Here is a 16,055-nt window from a genome sequence, read left to right as displayed (position 1 = left end):
ACTCGTTCGACAGCGCGGGCGTCGTCATGCGCTTCATGCCGACGGTCGGCGGCACGTCGGTGCACCTGGCGAGGATCGCCGCCGGGGGAACCCTGGGCCGCCACCCTGCGGTGCGGCATCAGCTGTTCGCGGTGGTCCACGGGCACGGCGAGGTGCAGGTCGGTGAGGAGCCCCGCTTGCCCGTCGGGCCCGGAACGGTCGTGCTGTGGGAACCGGGCGAGGTCCACCAGACGTGGGCGACCACCGATCTCACCGTCGTCGTCGTGAAGACGTCGGAGGAGGTCGCCGGTTGACCCTCACCGAGATCACCGCGGACCTCGTCCGCGACCTGCTGCGCGGCCAGCACCCCGACCTTCCTCGGTTCGGTCGACGGGGAGGTGATCGGCCGGGACGCGGCCGATGTCCGGGCCGTCTGGGACGACGCCGTCGCGGCCCGCGCATTGGGAGGGCCGGCCGGTGTGGGTGCACGGCGACCTGCACCCGGCGACCGTCGTCGTCACCGACGGGACGCTGGCCGGCGTCGTGGACTTCGGCGACCTGTTCGCCGGCGACCCGGCGTGGGACCTCGCGGCGGCCTGGCTGCTGCTGCCGACGGGCGTCACCGCGCGCTTCTGCGCCGCCTACGCGCAGCCGGACGAGGTGACCGTCCGACGTGCCCGTGGGCTGGCCGCCGCGAAGAGCCTCTTCCTGATGCTGATGGGCCAGAACGGGGACCGCGGCCTGCCCGGCGGGAAGCCCGCGTGGGGACCGGCGGGACGCGCGGCGCTCGACCGGGTGCTGAACGGCGGGCCGCTCTGAGTGACGACACCCTCTGCGCGACTTGTCACCACCCTGACGGGCGGACCTCGCAGGACTCGCCGGAGCGGCCCGGGCCAGGTGCACCACCCGGGGGCGACCAGGGGCGCTGCCCGTCGTCAGAGCGGCCGGGGCCGGTACACCTCCAGCAGCCGCTCCGTGAGGGCCTCGAACTGCGGGTCGACCACCCGGCGCGCGGGGTCCGCGTCGTGCCACGCGACGATCTCGCGGGCGCCCGCCGCGAACGGGATGCGGGGCGAGAACTGCGGGACCAGCCGCCGGATCTTCGAGTTGTCGAAGATCATCGTGTGCGCCTTGTCGCCGAGGATCCCGGCGCCCAGCTCGGGGTCGGCGGCGGCGATCGCGTCGGACGCGACGTGCACGAGGCGCGGCTCGTCGACACCGGCGGCACGGGCCACCGCGCGGAAGATCTGGTCCCACGACGGCGCCTCGTCGCCGGTGATGTGGAACGCCTCGCCGATCGCCTCCTCGCGTCCCAGCAGCCCGACCAGCCCGACCGCGACGTCGGCGCTGTGCGTGATGGTCCACCGCGACGTCCCGTCCCCGGGGACGACGACCTCCAGGCCGCGGCGCATCCGGTCGACGACCGTCCAGCCGCCGTCCATGGGGACGAGCGTGGCGTCGTACGTGTGCGACGGGCGCACGATCGTCATCGGCAGGCCGGTGTCGCGGTACGCGCTCACGAGGAGGTCCTCGCACGCGATCTTGTTGCGCGAGTACTCCCAGAACGGGTTGCGCAGCGGCGTCGACTCGACGACGGGCAGGTGGGTGGGCGGCGTCTGGTAGGCCGAGGCGGAGCTGATGAACACGTACTGACCGGTGCGCCCGGTGAACAGGTCCAGGTCGGCCTGGACGTGCTCCGGGGTGAACGCCGTGAACTCCACGACGGCGTCGAACTCCAGGTCGCCCAGCGCGGCGCGCACGGACTCCGGGTCGCGGACGTCGGCGTGGATCACGCGGGCGCCGTCCGGCACCGCACGCTTCGTCGACTGCCCGCGGTTCAGCAGGGTGAGATCGACGCCCTCCGCGACCGCCCGCCGGGCCGCCTCCGTGCTGATGATGCCGGTCCCACCGATGAACAGTGCGCGTAGTGCCATGCCTTGCAGGATACGGAACGGCCCTCGCCGATCCTGCCGCCGCCCACCCGGCGCGCCCCGGGCGACGCGGCTACCGTGCAGAGATGAAGCGCTCGTTGCGGACTGCGCAGTCCGCCGTCGTGGCCCTCGTCGCCGCGCTCGCGCTCGTCGTCCCCGGCGCAGGCGCGGCCTCCGCCCACCGGCCCCCGGTCGTCTACGACGCCCTCGGCGACTCGTACGCCTCCGGGTACGGCGTCCCGCCCTACGCCGACTGCGGCCGCTCGCAGAGCGCCTACGCCGTGCAGCTCGACGGACGTCAGCGCGTGCGGCTGGACGACTTCGTCGCGTGCGCAGGCGCCACCACGACCTCCCTGGTGAGCGGGGGTCAGCTCGCCGCGCTCGACGCCCGGACGGACCTGGTGACGTTGACGATCGGCGGCAACGACGTCGGCTGGTCCACTGCGGTCACGGCGTGCCTGGGCGGCACCGACGCACAGTGCACGGGTGCTGTCGCCGCCGTCGACGCCCGGATCACCGGCGAGCTGCCGAGCCTGCTCGACACCGTGTACGCACAGGTCGCCGCAGCCGCCCCGCACGCCCGCGTCGTCGTGACGGGCTACCCGCGGCTGTTCTCCCCCGAGCACGGCGCCTACCTCGCCGCCTCGCCGGAGGAGCTCGGCGCCCTCAACGCGGCGGCGGACACCCTCGACACGGTGATCGCCGCCGCGGCCGCCCGCACCGGGTTCCGGTTCGTCGACGTGCGCCAGCGCTTCGAGGGCCACGGGGCGAACTCCCCGGACCCGTGGATCCTGGGGCCGACGGACCCCGGAGCGTTCCACCCGACGCTCGAGGGCTACGAGGCCTACACGGCCGCCCTCGGCTCGGCGCTGGGCCGCGACAAGCCGGGCTGCGGCCGGCACCACCGGTGACGGGATTTCGGACCGTCCGCATGCGGAGCCATCCACCCAGTGCTGGTGGAAGTAGATGGCGTGCTGCGACACGTCGCGCCTCCTGTGCCGCCTTTTCCTGTCACCACCCTGACGGGCGGAAGCCGCCGGCTTCGACAGGACGGCCGGGACGAGTCGCGCGCCCCGCCCTACCGACGCGCGAAGGTCAGGTGGATCACGCCGGACGGCGACGGGCTCGCCTCGATGCTGAAGCGTTCGTCGAGACCTTCCAGCCCGTCCCAGAGCCGCTCTCCCCTGCCCAGCAGGATCGGCACGACGACGAGGTGCATCCGGTCGATCAGGTCCGCCTGGAGGAACTGGCGGACGGTGCTGACGCCGCCACCGATCCGCACGTCGAGGCCGCCGGCCAGGTCGCGGGCGAGCGCCAGCGCGTCGCCGGGGTCGGCGTCGACGAAGTGGAACGTGGTCCCACCCTCCATCTCGAGCGTCGGCCGTGGGTGGTGCGTCAGGACGACGACCGGGGTGTGGAAGACGGGGTCGGGACCCCACCACCCCTGCCACTCCTCGTCGAGCCACGGACCGCGCTGCGGGCCGAACTTGTTGCGGCCCATGATCTCCGCGCCGATCCCGGTCCCCCACGAGCCGGCGAACGCCTCGTCGACACCGAAGGAGCCGTCCGTCACCCCGTGCAGGCCCATCGCGCGGAACGTGGGCGTCTCGAACGCCCACTCCATCAGCCGTGTCCCCGCGTGCCCGAACGGTGCCTCGAGCGACTGCCCCTCCCCGGTGCCGAAACCGTCGAGCGAGACCGAGAAGTTGTGCACACGGACGAGGGACATGTCAGCTCCTGACGTGGCGGCGGCCGTCACCGCCCGCATCGACGAGTGCGTTTTCTGACGGTATCGGATGCCGGCGCGGCGGTTCTCGGCGGGGCGGTGTTCTGGACGTCACCACCAGTAGTTGTCCTGGGTCGTGTAGGGCTCCTCGAGCGCGGCCATCTCCTCGGCGGTGAGGGTGACGTCGAGGGCGGCGGCGGCGTCGGTGAGGTGGTGCGGCTTGGTGGCGCCCACGATCGGGCAGGCGACCACAGGGTTGGTCAGCACCCAGGCCAGCGCCACCTGGGCCATCGAGACGCCACGGGCCTCCGCGACCCGCTGGACCGCCTCGACGACCGCCTGGTCGACGTCGCGGTCGAACGCCTTCGCGACGGTGTCGCTCGAGGACCGGGCCGTCTGCTCGCCCCACGGTCGCGCAGCCCGACCCTTGGCCAGCGGCGAGTACGGGGTCAGGCCGACGCCCTGGTCGAGGCACAGCGGGATCATGTCGCGCTCCTCCTCCCGCCGCAGGACGTTGTACTGGTCCTGCATCGCGATGAACGGCGTCCAGCCGTGCAGGTGCGCGGCGTGCTGCAGCTTGGCGAACTGCCAGGTCCACATCGAGGAGGCGCCGACGTAGCGGACCTTGCCGGCTCTCACGACGTCGTGGAGTGCTTCCATGGTCTCCTCGACCGGGACCTCGTCGTCGAAGCGGTGGATGTAGTAGACGTCGACGTAGTCGGTGCCCAGGCGGCGCAGTGAGGCGTCGAGCTGCTCGAGGATCGCCTTGCGGGACAACCCGCTGCCGCCCGGACCGTCGTGCATCGTCCCGTGGACCTTGGTCGCCAGCACGATGTCCTCGCGACGGGCGTAGCGCTGGATCGCCCGGCCGACGAACTCCTCGGACGTGCCGCCCTGGTAGACGTTCGCGGTGTCCCAGAAGCTCACGCCCAGCTCGACGGCCTGGCGGAAGAACGGGGCCGCTGCGTCCTCGTCGAGGGTCCACCCGTGCATGCCTGTCGCGGCGACGCCGTAACTCATGCAGCCGAGCCCGATACGGCTGACCTTGAGGCCGGAGCGCCCCAGCCGGGTGTACTCCATGGTCGCCACCCCTTCAGGTGATGCGCACTCCCCCGCTGACGCGGGAAGCGGCCGTGCACCGCCTGCTGGGAGCGTAGGCACGTCCGAACGGGGCCGCAGGGCGGGGCCTCAGATCCCCGAGCATCCGGACACGACGGTGAGACGTCGGCTGTCTCCTGCGCGCCGACCTACCGGATGACGCGGACCTCCTGCGGCCAGCCGCACCCCTCGGCGACCCTGCCCGCCCACAGCTTGGCCGTCTCCAGGTCGGGCACGTCGATGATCGTGATCCCGCCCAGCTGCTCGACCGTCTCCGTGTAGGGGCCGTCGGTGATCGACAGCGTCCCGCTCGTCGCGTCGGCGCTGAACGCGTCGGCCAGGTCCTCCTCGAGCCCACCGGCGAAGACCAGCACCCCCGCCGCCTCCATGTCCCGGACGACCGCCTCGCTGGGTTCCACGCGCGACCGGAACCACTCGGTCGGGTGGTCGCCGACCCACTGCTGGTGGAAGTAGATGGCGTACTGCGTCATGTCGCTCCTCCTGTGCAGGTCCCTGTGCCGTGTCACCTCACTGACGGGCGGGCCTCCCCGAATTCGACAGGGGTCGACGTCGCGGCACGCGCCCCGGGCCCACCTACCGGCGCGAAGACCAGATGGACGACGCCCGACGGCGACGAGGCCGCCTCGATGCTGAACCGCTCGTCGAGACCGCATGATCTCCGCGCCGATGCCGGTCGCCCGCGTCGACGAGGGCGCTCCTCGACGGTATCCGACACCGGGGCGAGGCGTTCGGCCGCGCGGACGCAGTCCCCGGGACGGGCCTGTCACGCGTCCAGCGGCTCCCCGGTCGGGTCGGCACCCGTGTCGTCGCGCAGCGTCGGACCACCCAGAGGGTCGGTCGACCATGCGACGAACCGCCACCCTGCGGCCGGGTCGCCGTCGAGCTCGATCACCCCGGTGTTGACCAGAGTGGTGTGCTCGACGTGGTCGACGTCGAGCCCCGCGACGCGGGCGGCCACCCAGCAGCGGATGGCGGCTCCGTGCGAGACGACGACGGCGGTGCTCCCGCCCCCGGCGACGACCTGCCCGACGGCGTCGTCGAACCGGGCCAGGAACGTCGCGCCGTCGGGCCCGCCCGGCATCCGCCGGCTCGTGTCGCCGCGCGCCCAGGCGAAGACCGTCGAGAGGTAGGCCTGGTGCGCCTCGTGGCCGCTCGACATCTCCAGGTCGCCGGCCTCCACCTCCCGCAGCCCGTCGTGGGTCGTCGGCGCGAGGTTCAGCCGCTCCGCGAGCGGGGCCGCGGTGAGCGCCGTGCGCAGCAGGGTCGAGACCGCGATCGCGTCGACGTTCCTGCCCTGCAGCGCCTCCGGCACCGCGGCGGCCTGACGCTCCCCCAGGGCTGTGAGCCGCGGGCCCGGCATGCCGGTGTCGACGATTCCTCGCACGTTCGACGGGGTCTGACCGTGCCGCAGCAGCAAGAGACGCATGCGGCATTGTCGCCGCCCGGTTCGACTACCTGGGGTACCGCCGGTCTGGCCGTCGGGCTCGTCGCGCTGCTGCTCGCGGTGTCCAAGGGGGCGTGGCATCCGACAGGCGCAGAGATTCGAGCGAGAGGTAGGCACCCCCGAGTAGGTTCGACCGATGCCCTCCTTCGAGCAGGAGGCGGCTCAGCAGGACGACTCCCCGCGGCCGGGGCGGCCGGTGCGCGCCCGGCCACGTGCCCCGGGCGTACGGGCGTCGACGCAGGACGACTACAAGCCCAACGTGTTCACTGCATGCGTGGCCTGCTCGAGAGTGAACTGCGAGCCGTACTCACTCGTGAGCTGGTCGATGAGCGCCTGTCGCGACATCGGCAACGTCTCTTGGTACGACTGGGCCGCTTCGACAGCCTCCGCGGACCAGTCGACGGCACCCTCGGCCTCCAGGCGGACGAGACCGAACTCGGCGTCCTCCAGGGGGAACTGCCCGCCGTACTCGCTGGTGAGCTGGGCCAGGAGCCCGGCACGGGAGAAGGGCATGTTGTCGAGATAGTTCTTCGCCTGGACGTACGCGTTCTGTTGCGACAGGGTCCCGATACGCGCTGCCTCGGCAGCTGCGGCCGCGGCTGCGGCCGCCTCGTCAGCGAGGCGCTGCTTCTCCGCGAGGCGCTCCTCCTCGGCCTTGACGGCAGCCTCCTTTTCAGCCTCGGCTGCGACCTCTGCTGCCGTCTCCTGGTCGTCCTGCTCAGCTTCCTGCGTGGTGCCGCCACCCTCTACGGGCGCACGGTCGTCGCTGCTGCCACCACCGTTGAGAGCGCTGATGAGGACGATCAGCAACAGGAACGCCCCGGGGATGACAAAGCGCTTCTTCTTGAACCACGGCCGCGACGGGCGTTCCTCGCCAGTCTCGGCCGGAAGGGCCATGGTTGACGGGGACGGCGGCAGACCGGTGGCCGACCCGGAGGCAGACCCGCCAGTGAGGGCCGGGGCTTGCGCGAGGTCCTCGACCCACAGTTGCCAGCCATCCGGCGCTGGACCCCAGGAGGGGTCAGGGCTCCAGCCCGGCGAGGGTGTCCAGCCGGCGGGGGGAGCCGGCCAGTTCGGCGGGGGGTTGTAGCGCGCGGCCATGAGTGCTCCATAGTGACAATGTGGGCGGGGCTCGACGTCAGGTAGTTTTGCAGGGAAAAGGCTGGCACTCGTTCGTACAGCGGGTGGACCTTCCGCAAGGGCGGGTGAAAAAGCGTCGGCGCGGTGAAAATCCCGAACCATAAGGGGGAAAGTCATCTTCTCGCGCTCGCCGCAGATCGGCGGGGACGACTGGGCGTCGCAGCAGGCCCCGCCCGGACGGTCAGCTCCGCAGGCGGGCGGGATCGCTGCGAGGACAGCGCCGACGCGACCGGTGACGGCGAGCTTGTCGTAGCGGGTCGCGCGAGTTCGCGCCAGTGCTTGAGGGCGTTGAAAGCGCTCGACGACGTTGCGACCCTTGTAGGCGTCGACGTCGTGGGCGACGGTCGCCCTCCCAGTGAGGCGCGTCTCTTGCGGTGTCCTTGCTCTGGTCAGGACGTCGTCCCGGGTCCCGTCCCTGGAGAACCGGGCGTGACGCTTCCCGACGGTCTGCTCCAACCCACGCGTGGCCGTCTCCGTACCGTCAGCGCTCGTGGGTCCGCCACGCGACCATGCGGTCCGCGACGCCGACCCAGTCGATCGGCTCCCCTCGCGCCTCAGCGTCGTCGACACACTCGGCGAGATGCTGGAAGAGAGCCTCGGCCGTGACCGCCTGCCACCGGTCGGGGTGGTCGTGGGCGTCGTCGCGGAGGTCCCAGAAGCTGTCGGCAAGCCTGCGCTCGACACTCGTCACCACCCGAAGGTAGGCCACTTCGGCCCCGCTCATCGGTGTCGTGGAAGGCGCGCCGGGGCGGGGTCTCTTGCGATCGGCGCGGCACGACCCGGACGCGAGGGCCCAGAACCCTGGCCGCCCGCCGGCTCGTCGTGCTGCCATGTGCGGATGCACCCTCCCCTCACCCCGTTCGACTCCGGGTGGCTCAGCCGCCCCGGGGACGTCCGCGTGTACTGGGAGACGTCGGGCAACCCCGAGGGCCGCCCCGCCCTCTACCTGCACGGCGGCCCCGGCAGCGGCCTGGGTGGCGGTGGCTACCGTCGCCGGTTCGACCCCGAGCGCCACCTGGTCGTCGGGCTGGACCAGCGAGGCTGCGGGCGCAGCACCCCGTGGGCGATCGACGACCTCGACCGTCTCTACGACAACACCACCCCCACCCTCGTCGACGACATCGAGGCCCTGCGCACCCACCTGGGCATCGACCGCTGGCTTGTCCACGGCGTGTCGTGGGGATCGACGCTCGCGCTGGCCTATGCGCTGGCGCATCCCGACCGCGTCGCCGCTCTCGTGCTGACCGCGGTGACGACCGGGAGCCGCGAGGAGATCGACTGGATCACCGAGGGCGTCGGCAGGGTCTTCCCCGAGGCCTGGGAGCGGTTCGCGGCGACGACGCCGGAGGGCCTGCGCGTCGTCGAGCACTACGCGCGTCTGCTGCGTGACGCGGACCCCGCCGTGCGGGCCGCCGCCGCCGACGCGTGGGACACGTGGGAGTCGACCCACGTCTCGCTCGACCCGCGCTGGGAGCCGGGACCGTTGCACGCCGACGCCCGCGAGCGCGCGAACGTCGCCACCCTCGTCACGCACTACTGGGCGCACGACTGCTTCCTGCCCGGGAACCAGAGCGTCCTCACGCGCGCCCACGAGCTCGCGGGCATCCCGGGTGTCCTGGTCCACGGGCGTCGCGACATCAGCGGTCCGGTCGTCACGCCATGGAGGCTGCACCAGGCGTGGCCGGGCAGCGAGCTCCACGTCGTCGAGTCGGAGGGGCACGGCGGCGACGTGGAGATGGAGCTCACGTCCCGGGCCATCGACGCGTTCGCGGGCCGGTGAGCACCTGCCGGTGAAACGGTTCTTGCCCTGTCTGCCCGGGTCGTACAGACGTACGTTCGATCGCGCCCGTCCATATCCGACCTACACCCGGTCGAGGTGACCCAGCATGAGATCCACCGCTGTACCCGATTCCCGACGACCCGCCCCCGCGCGGCTGCTCCTGTCCGTCCTGGCAGTGATCGCACTGGCCTTCGCGATGTTCAGCCTCGCTCCCGCGCCGTCCGCGCAGGCGCACGGGTGGATCTCCGACCCGCCCAGCCGGCAGGACCTCTGTTACACCGGCGCGATCAGCAACTGCGGCCCGGTCCAGTACGAGCCGTGGAGCGTGGAGGCCAAGAAGGGCTCGATGCTCTGCTCCGGCGGCGGCCGCTTCACCGAGCTCGACAACGAGTCCCGGGCCTGGCCGCGCCAGGCGGTCAGCACCAACGAGACGTTCACGTGGGACATCGTCGCGAACCACTCCACATCGACGTGGGAGTACTTCGTCGACGGCAGGCTGCACACCACGATCAACGACAACGGGGCGATGCCGCCCAAGAGGTTCACCCACCAGATCAACAACCTGCCCGAGGGCAACCACAAGATCTTCGTCCGGTGGAACATCGCCGACACGGTGAACGCGTTCTACCAGTGCATCGACGCGTACATCACGCCCGGCGGGAACCCGGCACCGCAGCCCACCGCGACGCCGACCCCGGGGCCGACGGCGACGACGCCGGCGCCGCAGCCGGGCAACAGCGCCTGCACCGCGACCGTGCGTGCGGCCAACTCCTGGGGCAACGGCTTCCAGGGTGAGGTCACCGTGAAGGCGGGCAACGCGGCGATCAACGGCTGGAAGGTCACCGTGAACGGCGCGACGATCACGCAGGCGTGGAGCTCCACGCTCAGCGGTTCCGACACGCTCGCCAACGCGGGCTGGAACGGGAGTCTCGCCGCCGGCGCGTCGACCACCGCGGGCTTCATCGCCAGCGGCAGTGGCACCAACCTGAGCGCGACCTGCAGCGCTAGCTGACCGGTACCCACAGCGCTGCGACGGCCGGCCGGGGCGAGGACGCCCCGGCCGGTCGTGCGTCCGGGCGGATGGACGCCCAGCTCGCCCCGGCTGAGCCCAACGGTCGCCACGGAGCGGGAGAGCTCCCCGGCGGTCAGCGGGCCCTCAGCGCGTCACGCGTTCCACCATCGCCTGCACCCACGAGGCGATCCGGCGGGCGTGCGGCTGTGGGACGTCGGTGACAGCCAGTCGCTCAAGGAGCAGCGGCGGGTTGAGCAGACCTGCCTCGATCATGGCGTGCACGAACTCCTGGTCCTTGTCGCGGTACGCGACCAGCTTGGAGATCGCGAGGTCGTGCGGGTCCAGGCACAACGCCCGACCGGGTGCCGAGGACTGGGACTCCCACCGCACGATCCGGTTCTGCCACCCCTCGGGCAGGACGATCAGACCGTCGATCTCGACGCCTTGGCCGTAGTAGCCGTACATCTGGTGGAAGCCGGAGTCCTCGCCGATGGCCCCGTCGACGGCCAGGGCCTTCTCTGCGGAGCCGTCGCCGAGGAACGCGACGTCGGCCTCGATGGACCCGACAGCCTCGTCAGGCAGGTCGTCCTCGTCGAACGACCCGAGGATCGACTGCGACCCGACGATGACGATGTCGGTGGTGTCCGTGATGCGTGAGGCTGCACGGAGGATGTGAGCGAGCTCGACCCGCTTCACCGTGTCGACGCCAGGGCCGCACGACGCTCGTCGTCGGTCAGGACCCCGGCGAACGGGGAGTTCTGCCTCAGCTCACGCGAGCGCTGGGACGGTGAGGTCAGGACGATCAGCAGCTCGTCGAGCGGGCCGTCGAGCAATTCCTGCCACTGCGCCAACCACTGCGCGGGGCGCCCACGCGTGTGCCGCGCACGCATGCGCTCGAGGTTCTGGCGTGCGACGTCGACGAGCGCAGGGTCCTGGACGAGCTTGCCGGCGATCGCGTACGCCAGGTGGAGGGAGCGCCGCTGGTCCGCGGACAGTCGCTGGGTGGAGTACCGCACGCGGTCCACGTCGGACAGGCGGACACGACGGTGCGTGCCCGTCGTCTCGTAGGGAAGGTCTCCGCGCTTCGTCAGGTTCACGACGTGCTGGCGAGATGTGCCGAGCACGCGGGCGGCCTCACCGGTGGTGAGGAGCTGGTCGGTCGTCCCCGCCGACATCGAGACGCTGCGCACGGGTCAACAGTAGACGCGTAACCGCCAAAGACACAACGCCCGTCCACCACGTTTGCGCCTCTAGCGGACGCGAGTGGTCGCGCAGTCCTCCTGGGCAGCCGCTCGCGCGCGGAGCACACAGGCTCGCTCCCGCCTCCATCTCTTGTCCGCGTCTCCCCACCGCTGCCACCCTGAGGTCCCGTCACCGGAGGCACCCATGGGCAAGCTCATCTACGCGGCGAACACCTCGCTCGACGGTTACCTGGAGGACGAGAGCGGCGCGTTCGACTTCTCGGTGCCCGACGAGGAGGTGCACGCGTTCTGGAACGAGCACGAGCGCGGCATCGGCACGTCGCTCTACGGCCGGCGCATGTACGAGACGATGCGCGTCTGGGAGGACGACGACTGGCTGACGGACCAGCCGGCGGTCGTGCGCGAGTACGCGGGGATCTGGCGCGACGCCGACAAGGTCGTCTACTCCACGACGCTCGACGCGGTGTCGACGGCGCGGACGCGGATCGAGCGGCAGTTCGACGCCGACGCGGTGCGCCGCCTCAAGGAGGAGTCCGACGCGGACCTCAGCGTCGGCGGCTCGATCCTCGGGGCCGAGGCGTTCCGGCACGGGCTCGTCGACGAGTGCGTGCTGCTGCTGTGCCCGGTGATCGTGGGCGGCGGCAAGCCTGCGCTGCCGCGCGGCGTCCGGGCCGACCTGGAGCTGCTGGACCACCGCCGGTTCGCCAACGGCACCGTCTACGTGCGCCACGCGGTACGACGCGCGACCTGACGCCGGGGACGCTGCCCCCCGGGTGCCTCCTCGCCGACGTCGGCGCGACTCGCGCAAGACGAGTACCGGTCACGACACGAGCCGGGTGAGCCCTGCGGACAGGCAGGACCGAGGTGAGGAGTCAGCCATGACGGACGCACCCGCGCCCCGGGCCGGCAGCGCTGCGCGACGCTGGGCTGCGGCCGCCGCGACCATGGCCCTCATGGCTGCGTGCTGTGCCCACTCGGTCCACGCCGCGGCGGTCCCCGGTCGCCCGCCCGACCTCGTGGGAACGGTCGCCGGGGAACCGGGAGCGGCCTACCTCGTCGACACGTCACCGACCACGGACTTCGGCCCGGACTACTTCGAGGGGATGTCGATAGTGACCGAGCCGGCCCGTGGCGAGACGGTCGTGGTCGGGAGCGACGACCGCGCGCTCCCCAGCCCCGGTCTCGAGGCGGGTGACGTGGTCGAGGTCTGGATCGGTGACGTCTGCGCCGAGTCCTCGCCCGTGCAGTGCGACGTCGTCGCGATCCGCGTCACGGCGCAGGCCGGCTGAGGCCCGGGCAGGCGCTCAGAGCGCGGCGTCACGACCGCAACCTGGACACACCGCGCAGATCGGGCAGGATGTCCCCCGAGGACAGGGGGTCGGCGATGACGACGGACGGCATCACGCAGGATCGGAGCACGCAGGATCGGAGCACGCAGGATCGGACGACGTGCGCGGTCGTCGGCGGCGGACCCGCCGGGCTCATGCTCGGCCTGCTGCTGGCACGCGCCGGCGTCGAGGTCACGGTCCTGGAGAAGCACGCCGACTTCCTGCGGGACTTCCGCGGCGACACCGTGCACCCCTCGACGCTGCAGGCCCTGGACGACCTCGGGCTCATCGACCGCTTCCTCGCGCTGCCGCACTCGCGCGTCGAGGCCATCAGGCTGCCCGACCCGTCGGGCGGCGCGCCCGTGGCCGCCGTCGACTTCTCGCGCCTACGCGTGCCGTACCCCTACATCGCGATGGTCCCGCAGTGGGACCTGCTCGACCTGCTCGCCGACGCGGCGGGCGCCGAGCCGGGGTTCACGCTGCTGCGCGAGCACGAGGTGACCGACGTCGTGCGCACCGGCGACCGCGTGACGGGCGTCAGGTACCGGACGCCCCAGGGCGAGGGATCCCTGGGGGCCGACCTCGTCGTGGCGTGCGACGGCCGCTGGTCGGTCGTCCGACGCGCCGTCGGGTTCCCCTCCCGACGGTTCGATGTCCCGTTCGACGTCTGGTGGTTCAAGGTCCCGACGAGCCGACCCGTCGGCGGTGCGCTCGTGCCGCGCCTCACCCCGGGACGCGCGCTCGTGACGATCCCCCGCGAGGGGTACCTGCAGATGGCGTACCTGGGCCCCAAGGGCAGCGACGCCGCGCTGCGGGCACGGGGGATCGAGTCGTTCCGGGCGGAGGTGGCCGAGCTCGTCCCCGAGGTCGCGCGGGACGTCCACCGCCTCGCCTCGATGGACGACGTCAAGCACCTCGACGTGCGCCTCGAGCGGTTGCGGCGCTGGTCCGCGCCCGGCGTGCTGTGCCTCGGCGACGCCGCGCACGCGATGTCCCCCGTCGGCGGCGTCGGGGTCAACCTCGCGGTGCAGGACGCGATCGCGGCGGCACGCGTCCTCGCGGCGCCGCTGCGGTCCGGGGCGTTCCGGGACGCGTTCCCCGCGCACGTCGTCGCGCGCGTGCAGGCCCGTCGCCGCCTGCCCACGGCAGTCATCCAGGGGGTGCAGCGCGCGATGCACGCGCGGGCCATCGGGCCGGTCGTCGCCGGGGCGGACGGCGGGCCGCCCGTCGGCGTGCTCCGGCTCCTGCGGCGGGTGCCCGCGCTCAGCACGCTCACGGCCCGCCTCGTCGGCGTCGGCCCGCGGCCCGAGCGGGTGCCGGTGTGGGGACGGCGTCCACCGACCCCGGCGCCTGAGGAGGGACCGGTCGGGCGACGCCTCTCACCGTGACCCCGCACGACGGGCGGTTCGTTCCGCCGCCGGTCCCCCCCGCCGGCCTGACGGCCCACGAGACCGACCTGTTCCGGGCGTACCCGGCGGGACGCTCACGGGTCGCCACAACGCGATCCGACCACTCCGGCGCGCTGTGATACTCACGGACATGCGCTCCTCCTTGCAGACGGTGTACCTGGCCCGACACGGGCAGACGGAGGGGAACGTGCAGGGCCGCTGGCAGGGCCAGCTCGATTCGCCGCTGACCGCGCTGGGCCGCGCGCAGGCGCGGACGGTGGCCGAGCTCGTCGCCGACGAGCCCGTGGACGCCGTCTTCTGCAGCCCGCAGGGCCGGGCCGCCGCCACCGCGCAGGTGTGCGGCGAGCGCCTGGGCCTGCCCGTCGTCCCGCTGGACGAGCTCGCGGAGCTGCACCATGGCGCGATGGCCGGCATGTCCCCCGACGACATGGAGAGGGCCTTCCCCGGTGAGCTCGCCCTGCGCGGCCAGGACAAGTACCGGTGGCGGTTTCCCGGTGGGGAGAGCTACGAGGACGCCGTGCCCCGTGCCGCGCGGGCGCTGGCACGCGTCGAGGAGTCCGGCGCGCGGCACCCCCTCCTGGTGTCGCACGAGATGATCGGCCGGCTGCTGCAGCACCACCTGCGACGCCTCGACGTCGCGACCGCGCTGGCCGGCGGCCACCCGCAGGGCGTCGTGTACCGGGTGGACGTCTATACCGGGGAGCTGACGACGCTCCGCGAGGCCTGACGGCGCGCGTCCGTCAACCCGGCGCGTCCTGCTCGCGCGCGTGCCAGAGCACCCGCCCGTGCTCGCCGGTCGTGACCCGGCGCACCACGAAGCCGCCGAGCTTGTCGAGGACCCGCAGCGACGCCGCGTTCGACTCACGCACCGTCGCCCAGACACGTTCCCGGCCCGTCGCGAGGACCGCGTCGAGCACGACGCGCGCGGCCTCCGTCGCGTAGCCGTGGCCGTGCGCGGCCGGCAGCAGCTCGTAGGCGAGCTCCGGCTCCTCGACGGTGCCACGACCGACGACCAGCCCGACGTACCCGACGGGCGGCGACCCGTCGCGCGGCCGCAGGACGTACACGCCGATCCCGTGCCGACGCGTCAGCTCGTGCATCGCCGCCATGCGCTGCCACGCCTGGTCGTGGGTCACCACGCCCCCTCCACGTGCCGTGAACAGCTCCGCCAGCCACGGGACGTCCGACGGCTCCTCCGGTGTCAGCACGAACCGCTCGGTCTCGAGGCGCTCGGGCATGGGGCGGAAGTCCATCGCCAGAGTCAACACCCACCGCGCCGACAGCGGGTGCCCGTCCGCTCTGAGCGGTCACGCCTCGGCGGCGGGCACCGTCAGCGTCATCACGCAGTTCCCCTTGCCCTTCGGCCGCTGGTAGGCGAATCCCAGCTGCTCGTACATCGTCCGCGTCGCGTTGTAGAGGAACGACGACGACGTCCGCTTGCCCGGCGGGAGATCGTGCGGGTACGCCTCGACGAGCCCGCCGCCGGCCTCCGCGATCAGCCCCAGCGCACCGCGCACCGCCACCGACGCCATGCCGTGGCGCCGGTGGTCACGGTCGACGAACAGGCAGGTGATCCGGAAGTCGGGGCGCTGCTGCAGCCCGCGCTCCCACTCCTTGCGGTGGTGGATGTTCGCGACCTCGTCGACCGTGCCGTACTGCGCCCACGCCAGCGCCCGGTCGCCGTCCATGACGAGCGCGGCGTGCGCCCGCCCGGCGAGGACGAGCTGCCGCTTGAACTCACGGTGCCCCAGCGCCCGCCGTTCCTCCACCGGGTCGGGGTACAGGTGGAAGTACGTGCACCAGCACCCGCCCCAGACGCCGTTGTGGCGCTCCGCGAGCGCGGCGAACGCGTCCCAGCTGTCCGCGCCGAGCGGTGCGATCCGGTAGCCGTCGACGGCCACGTCCCCCATCCGGCGAACGTACGCTCGCGGCCGGACCGCGACAACCCTGCTCGTCCGCGTGGACCCTGCGACGCCGGGCCAGGC

General features: G+C 72.5%; 20 protein-coding genes. 9 read left to right on the top strand and 11 right to left on the bottom strand.

Going from position 1 to position 16,055, the window contains the following annotated elements:
- Positions 1 to 26 precede the first annotated feature (26 nt).
- Positions 27 to 293, top strand: coding sequence for a cupin domain-containing protein (locus IR158_RS12470; protein ID WP_291813489.1), 267 nt, complete (start codon positions 27 to 29; stop codon positions 291 to 293).
- A 163-nt stretch (positions 294 to 456) separates the two neighbouring features.
- Positions 457 to 798 carry a phosphotransferase gene (locus tag IR158_RS12465; protein WP_291813487.1) on the top strand — a complete coding sequence of 114 codons (342 nt, stop codon included), beginning with the start codon at positions 457 to 459 and terminating at the stop codon, positions 796 to 798.
- Positions 799 to 914: 116 nt separating this feature from the next.
- Here the strand turns inward: IR158_RS12465 and IR158_RS12460 are convergent, their stop codons facing one another.
- A complete protein-coding gene (locus IR158_RS12460) occupies positions 915 to 1,913 on the bottom strand; it encodes an NAD-dependent epimerase/dehydratase family protein (RefSeq protein WP_291813485.1) in 999 nt (332 codons plus the stop codon).
- Positions 1,914 to 1,996: 83 nt separating this feature from the next.
- Between IR158_RS12460 and IR158_RS12455 the strand changes: the two genes are divergently transcribed.
- Positions 1,997 to 2,821 carry an SGNH/GDSL hydrolase family protein gene (locus tag IR158_RS12455; protein WP_291813484.1) on the top strand — a complete coding sequence of 275 codons (825 nt, stop codon included), beginning with the start codon at positions 1,997 to 1,999 and terminating at the stop codon, positions 2,819 to 2,821.
- A 167-nt stretch (positions 2,822 to 2,988) separates the two neighbouring features.
- Here the strand turns inward: IR158_RS12455 and IR158_RS12450 are convergent, their stop codons facing one another.
- The 6 genes from IR158_RS12450 to IR158_RS12425 form a co-directional block, all read right to left on the bottom strand.
- Positions 2,989 to 3,639 carry a dihydrofolate reductase family protein gene (locus IR158_RS12450; RefSeq protein WP_291813482.1) on the bottom strand — a complete coding sequence of 217 codons (651 nt, stop codon included), beginning with the start codon at positions 3,637 to 3,639 and terminating at the stop codon, positions 2,989 to 2,991.
- Between the two features lie 108 nt (positions 3,640 to 3,747).
- Positions 3,748 to 4,716: an aldo/keto reductase gene (locus IR158_RS12445; RefSeq protein WP_291813480.1), complete on the bottom strand. Its 969-nt coding sequence runs from the start codon at positions 4,714 to 4,716 to the stop codon at positions 3,748 to 3,750.
- A 167-nt stretch (positions 4,717 to 4,883) separates the two neighbouring features.
- Entirely contained in the window at positions 4,884 to 5,225 is a 342-nt protein-coding gene (locus tag IR158_RS12440) for a YciI family protein (RefSeq protein WP_291813478.1), read from the bottom strand.
- A gap of 293 nt (positions 5,226 to 5,518) precedes the next feature.
- Positions 5,519 to 6,181 (bottom strand): histidine phosphatase family protein, encoded by a 663-nt coding sequence (locus IR158_RS12435; RefSeq protein ID WP_291813476.1) that lies wholly within the window; start codon positions 6,179 to 6,181, stop codon positions 5,519 to 5,521.
- Between the two features lie 264 nt (positions 6,182 to 6,445).
- The gene (locus IR158_RS12430) at positions 6,446 to 7,096 is read right to left on the bottom strand and encodes an Ltp family lipoprotein (protein WP_291813474.1); all 651 of its coding nucleotides are present in this window, start codon (positions 7,094 to 7,096) and stop codon (positions 6,446 to 6,448) included.
- A 724-nt stretch (positions 7,097 to 7,820) separates the two neighbouring features.
- Positions 7,821 to 8,063: a hypothetical protein gene (locus IR158_RS12425; protein ID WP_291813472.1), complete on the bottom strand. Its 243-nt coding sequence runs from the start codon at positions 8,061 to 8,063 to the stop codon at positions 7,821 to 7,823.
- A gap of 114 nt (positions 8,064 to 8,177) precedes the next feature.
- Here IR158_RS12425 and pip point away from each other — a divergent pair, with 114 nt between their 5' ends.
- Both pip and IR158_RS12415 read left to right on the top strand, forming a co-directional pair.
- Positions 8,178 to 9,119, top strand: a complete 942-nt coding sequence (pip, locus tag IR158_RS12420) for a prolyl aminopeptidase (protein ID WP_291813470.1) — start codon at positions 8,178 to 8,180, stop codon at positions 9,117 to 9,119.
- A 106-nt stretch (positions 9,120 to 9,225) separates the two neighbouring features.
- Positions 9,226 to 10,131, top strand: a complete 906-nt coding sequence (locus tag IR158_RS12415) for a lytic polysaccharide monooxygenase (RefSeq protein WP_291813468.1) — start codon at positions 9,226 to 9,228, stop codon at positions 10,129 to 10,131.
- A gap of 144 nt (positions 10,132 to 10,275) precedes the next feature.
- On the opposite strand, the gene IR158_RS12410 is transcribed toward IR158_RS12415, so the two are convergent.
- Together IR158_RS12410 and IR158_RS12405 are read right to left on the bottom strand one after the other, a co-directional pair.
- Positions 10,276 to 10,827, bottom strand: a complete 552-nt coding sequence (locus IR158_RS12410) for a DUF6036 family nucleotidyltransferase (protein WP_291813466.1) — start codon at positions 10,825 to 10,827, stop codon at positions 10,276 to 10,278.
- Positions 10,824 to 11,321: a helix-turn-helix domain-containing protein gene (locus IR158_RS12405; RefSeq protein WP_291813464.1), complete on the bottom strand. Its 498-nt coding sequence runs from the start codon at positions 11,319 to 11,321 to the stop codon at positions 10,824 to 10,826. The genes IR158_RS12410 and IR158_RS12405 overlap by 4 nt, the downstream gene beginning before the upstream one ends.
- Before the next feature lie 196 nt (positions 11,322 to 11,517).
- On the opposite strand from IR158_RS12405, the gene IR158_RS12400 reads away from it, so the two are divergent.
- The 4 genes from IR158_RS12400 (at position 11,518) to IR158_RS12385 (ending at position 14,797) form a co-directional block, all read left to right on the top strand.
- Positions 11,518 to 12,084 carry a dihydrofolate reductase family protein gene (locus IR158_RS12400; RefSeq protein WP_291813461.1) on the top strand — a complete coding sequence of 189 codons (567 nt, stop codon included), beginning with the start codon at positions 11,518 to 11,520 and terminating at the stop codon, positions 12,082 to 12,084.
- Positions 12,085 to 12,211: 127 nt separating this feature from the next.
- A complete protein-coding gene (locus tag IR158_RS12395; RefSeq protein ID WP_291813459.1) occupies positions 12,212 to 12,622 on the top strand; it encodes a hypothetical protein in 411 nt (136 codons plus the stop codon).
- A 95-nt stretch (positions 12,623 to 12,717) separates the two neighbouring features.
- Positions 12,718 to 14,049: an FAD-dependent oxidoreductase gene (locus IR158_RS12390; protein WP_291813457.1), complete on the top strand. Its 1,332-nt coding sequence runs from the start codon at positions 12,718 to 12,720 to the stop codon at positions 14,047 to 14,049.
- Between the two features lie 151 nt (positions 14,050 to 14,200).
- Positions 14,201 to 14,797: a histidine phosphatase family protein gene (locus IR158_RS12385; protein WP_291813455.1), complete on the top strand. Its 597-nt coding sequence runs from the start codon at positions 14,201 to 14,203 to the stop codon at positions 14,795 to 14,797.
- A 13-nt stretch (positions 14,798 to 14,810) separates the two neighbouring features.
- Here the strand turns inward: IR158_RS12385 and IR158_RS12380 are convergent, their stop codons facing one another.
- Entirely contained in the window at positions 14,811 to 15,323 is a 513-nt protein-coding gene (locus IR158_RS12380) for a GNAT family N-acetyltransferase (RefSeq protein WP_291813453.1), read from the bottom strand.
- A 54-nt stretch (positions 15,324 to 15,377) separates the two neighbouring features.
- On the bottom strand, positions 15,378 to 15,980 hold the full coding sequence (locus tag IR158_RS12375) for a GNAT family N-acetyltransferase (RefSeq protein ID WP_291813451.1): 603 nt from the start codon (positions 15,978 to 15,980) through the stop codon (positions 15,378 to 15,380).
- Positions 15,981 to 16,055 lie beyond the last annotated feature (75 nt).

This window comes from Cellulomonas sp. (genome assembly GCF_015234515.1).
Lineage (GTDB): Bacteria > Actinomycetota > Actinomycetes > Actinomycetales > Cellulomonadaceae > Cellulomonas.
The sequence above is the reverse complement of the archived record's forward strand: the minus strand, read 5'-3'. Positions and strand labels throughout refer to the sequence as shown.

Excerpts from the sequence above, each read along its gene's own strand:
- IR158_RS12375 (WP_291813451.1), bottom strand. The coding sequence starts at position 15,980 with ATGGGGGACGTGGCCGTCGACGGCTACCGGATCGCACCGCTCGGCGCG.
- IR158_RS12450 (WP_291813482.1), bottom strand. The coding sequence starts at position 3,639 with ATGTCCCTCGTCCGTGTGCACAACTTCTCGGTCTCGCTCGACGGTTTC.
- IR158_RS12400 (WP_291813461.1), top strand. The coding sequence starts at position 11,518 with ATGGGCAAGCTCATCTACGCGGCGAACACCTCGCTCGACGGTTACCTG.
- IR158_RS12445 (WP_291813480.1), bottom strand. The coding sequence starts at position 4,716 with ATGGAGTACACCCGGCTGGGGCGCTCCGGCCTCAAGGTCAGCCGTATC.
- IR158_RS12440 (WP_291813478.1), bottom strand. The coding sequence starts at position 5,225 with ATGACGCAGTACGCCATCTACTTCCACCAGCAGTGGGTCGGCGACCAC.
- IR158_RS12385 (WP_291813455.1), top strand. The coding sequence starts at position 14,201 with ATGCGCTCCTCCTTGCAGACGGTGTACCTGGCCCGACACGGGCAGACG.
- IR158_RS12430 (WP_291813474.1), bottom strand. The coding sequence starts at position 7,096 with ATGGCCCTTCCGGCCGAGACTGGCGAGGAACGCCCGTCGCGGCCGTGG.
- IR158_RS12455 (WP_291813484.1), top strand. The coding sequence starts at position 1,997 with ATGAAGCGCTCGTTGCGGACTGCGCAGTCCGCCGTCGTGGCCCTCGTC.
- IR158_RS12415 (WP_291813468.1), top strand. The coding sequence starts at position 9,226 with ATGAGATCCACCGCTGTACCCGATTCCCGACGACCCGCCCCCGCGCGG.
- IR158_RS12395 (WP_291813459.1), top strand. The coding sequence starts at position 12,212 with ATGACGGACGCACCCGCGCCCCGGGCCGGCAGCGCTGCGCGACGCTGG.
- IR158_RS12380 (WP_291813453.1), bottom strand. The coding sequence starts at position 15,323 with ATGGACTTCCGCCCCATGCCCGAGCGCCTCGAGACCGAGCGGTTCGTG.
- IR158_RS12460 (WP_291813485.1), bottom strand. The coding sequence starts at position 1,913 with ATGGCACTACGCGCACTGTTCATCGGTGGGACCGGCATCATCAGCACG.
- IR158_RS12470 (WP_291813489.1), top strand. The coding sequence starts at position 27 with ATGCGCTTCATGCCGACGGTCGGCGGCACGTCGGTGCACCTGGCGAGG.
- IR158_RS12435 (WP_291813476.1), bottom strand. The coding sequence starts at position 6,181 with ATGCGTCTCTTGCTGCTGCGGCACGGTCAGACCCCGTCGAACGTGCGA.
- IR158_RS12425 (WP_291813472.1), bottom strand. The coding sequence starts at position 8,063 with ATGAGCGGGGCCGAAGTGGCCTACCTTCGGGTGGTGACGAGTGTCGAG.
- IR158_RS12390 (WP_291813457.1), top strand. The coding sequence starts at position 12,718 with ATGACGACGGACGGCATCACGCAGGATCGGAGCACGCAGGATCGGAGC.
- pip (WP_291813470.1), top strand. The coding sequence starts at position 8,178 with ATGCACCCTCCCCTCACCCCGTTCGACTCCGGGTGGCTCAGCCGCCCC.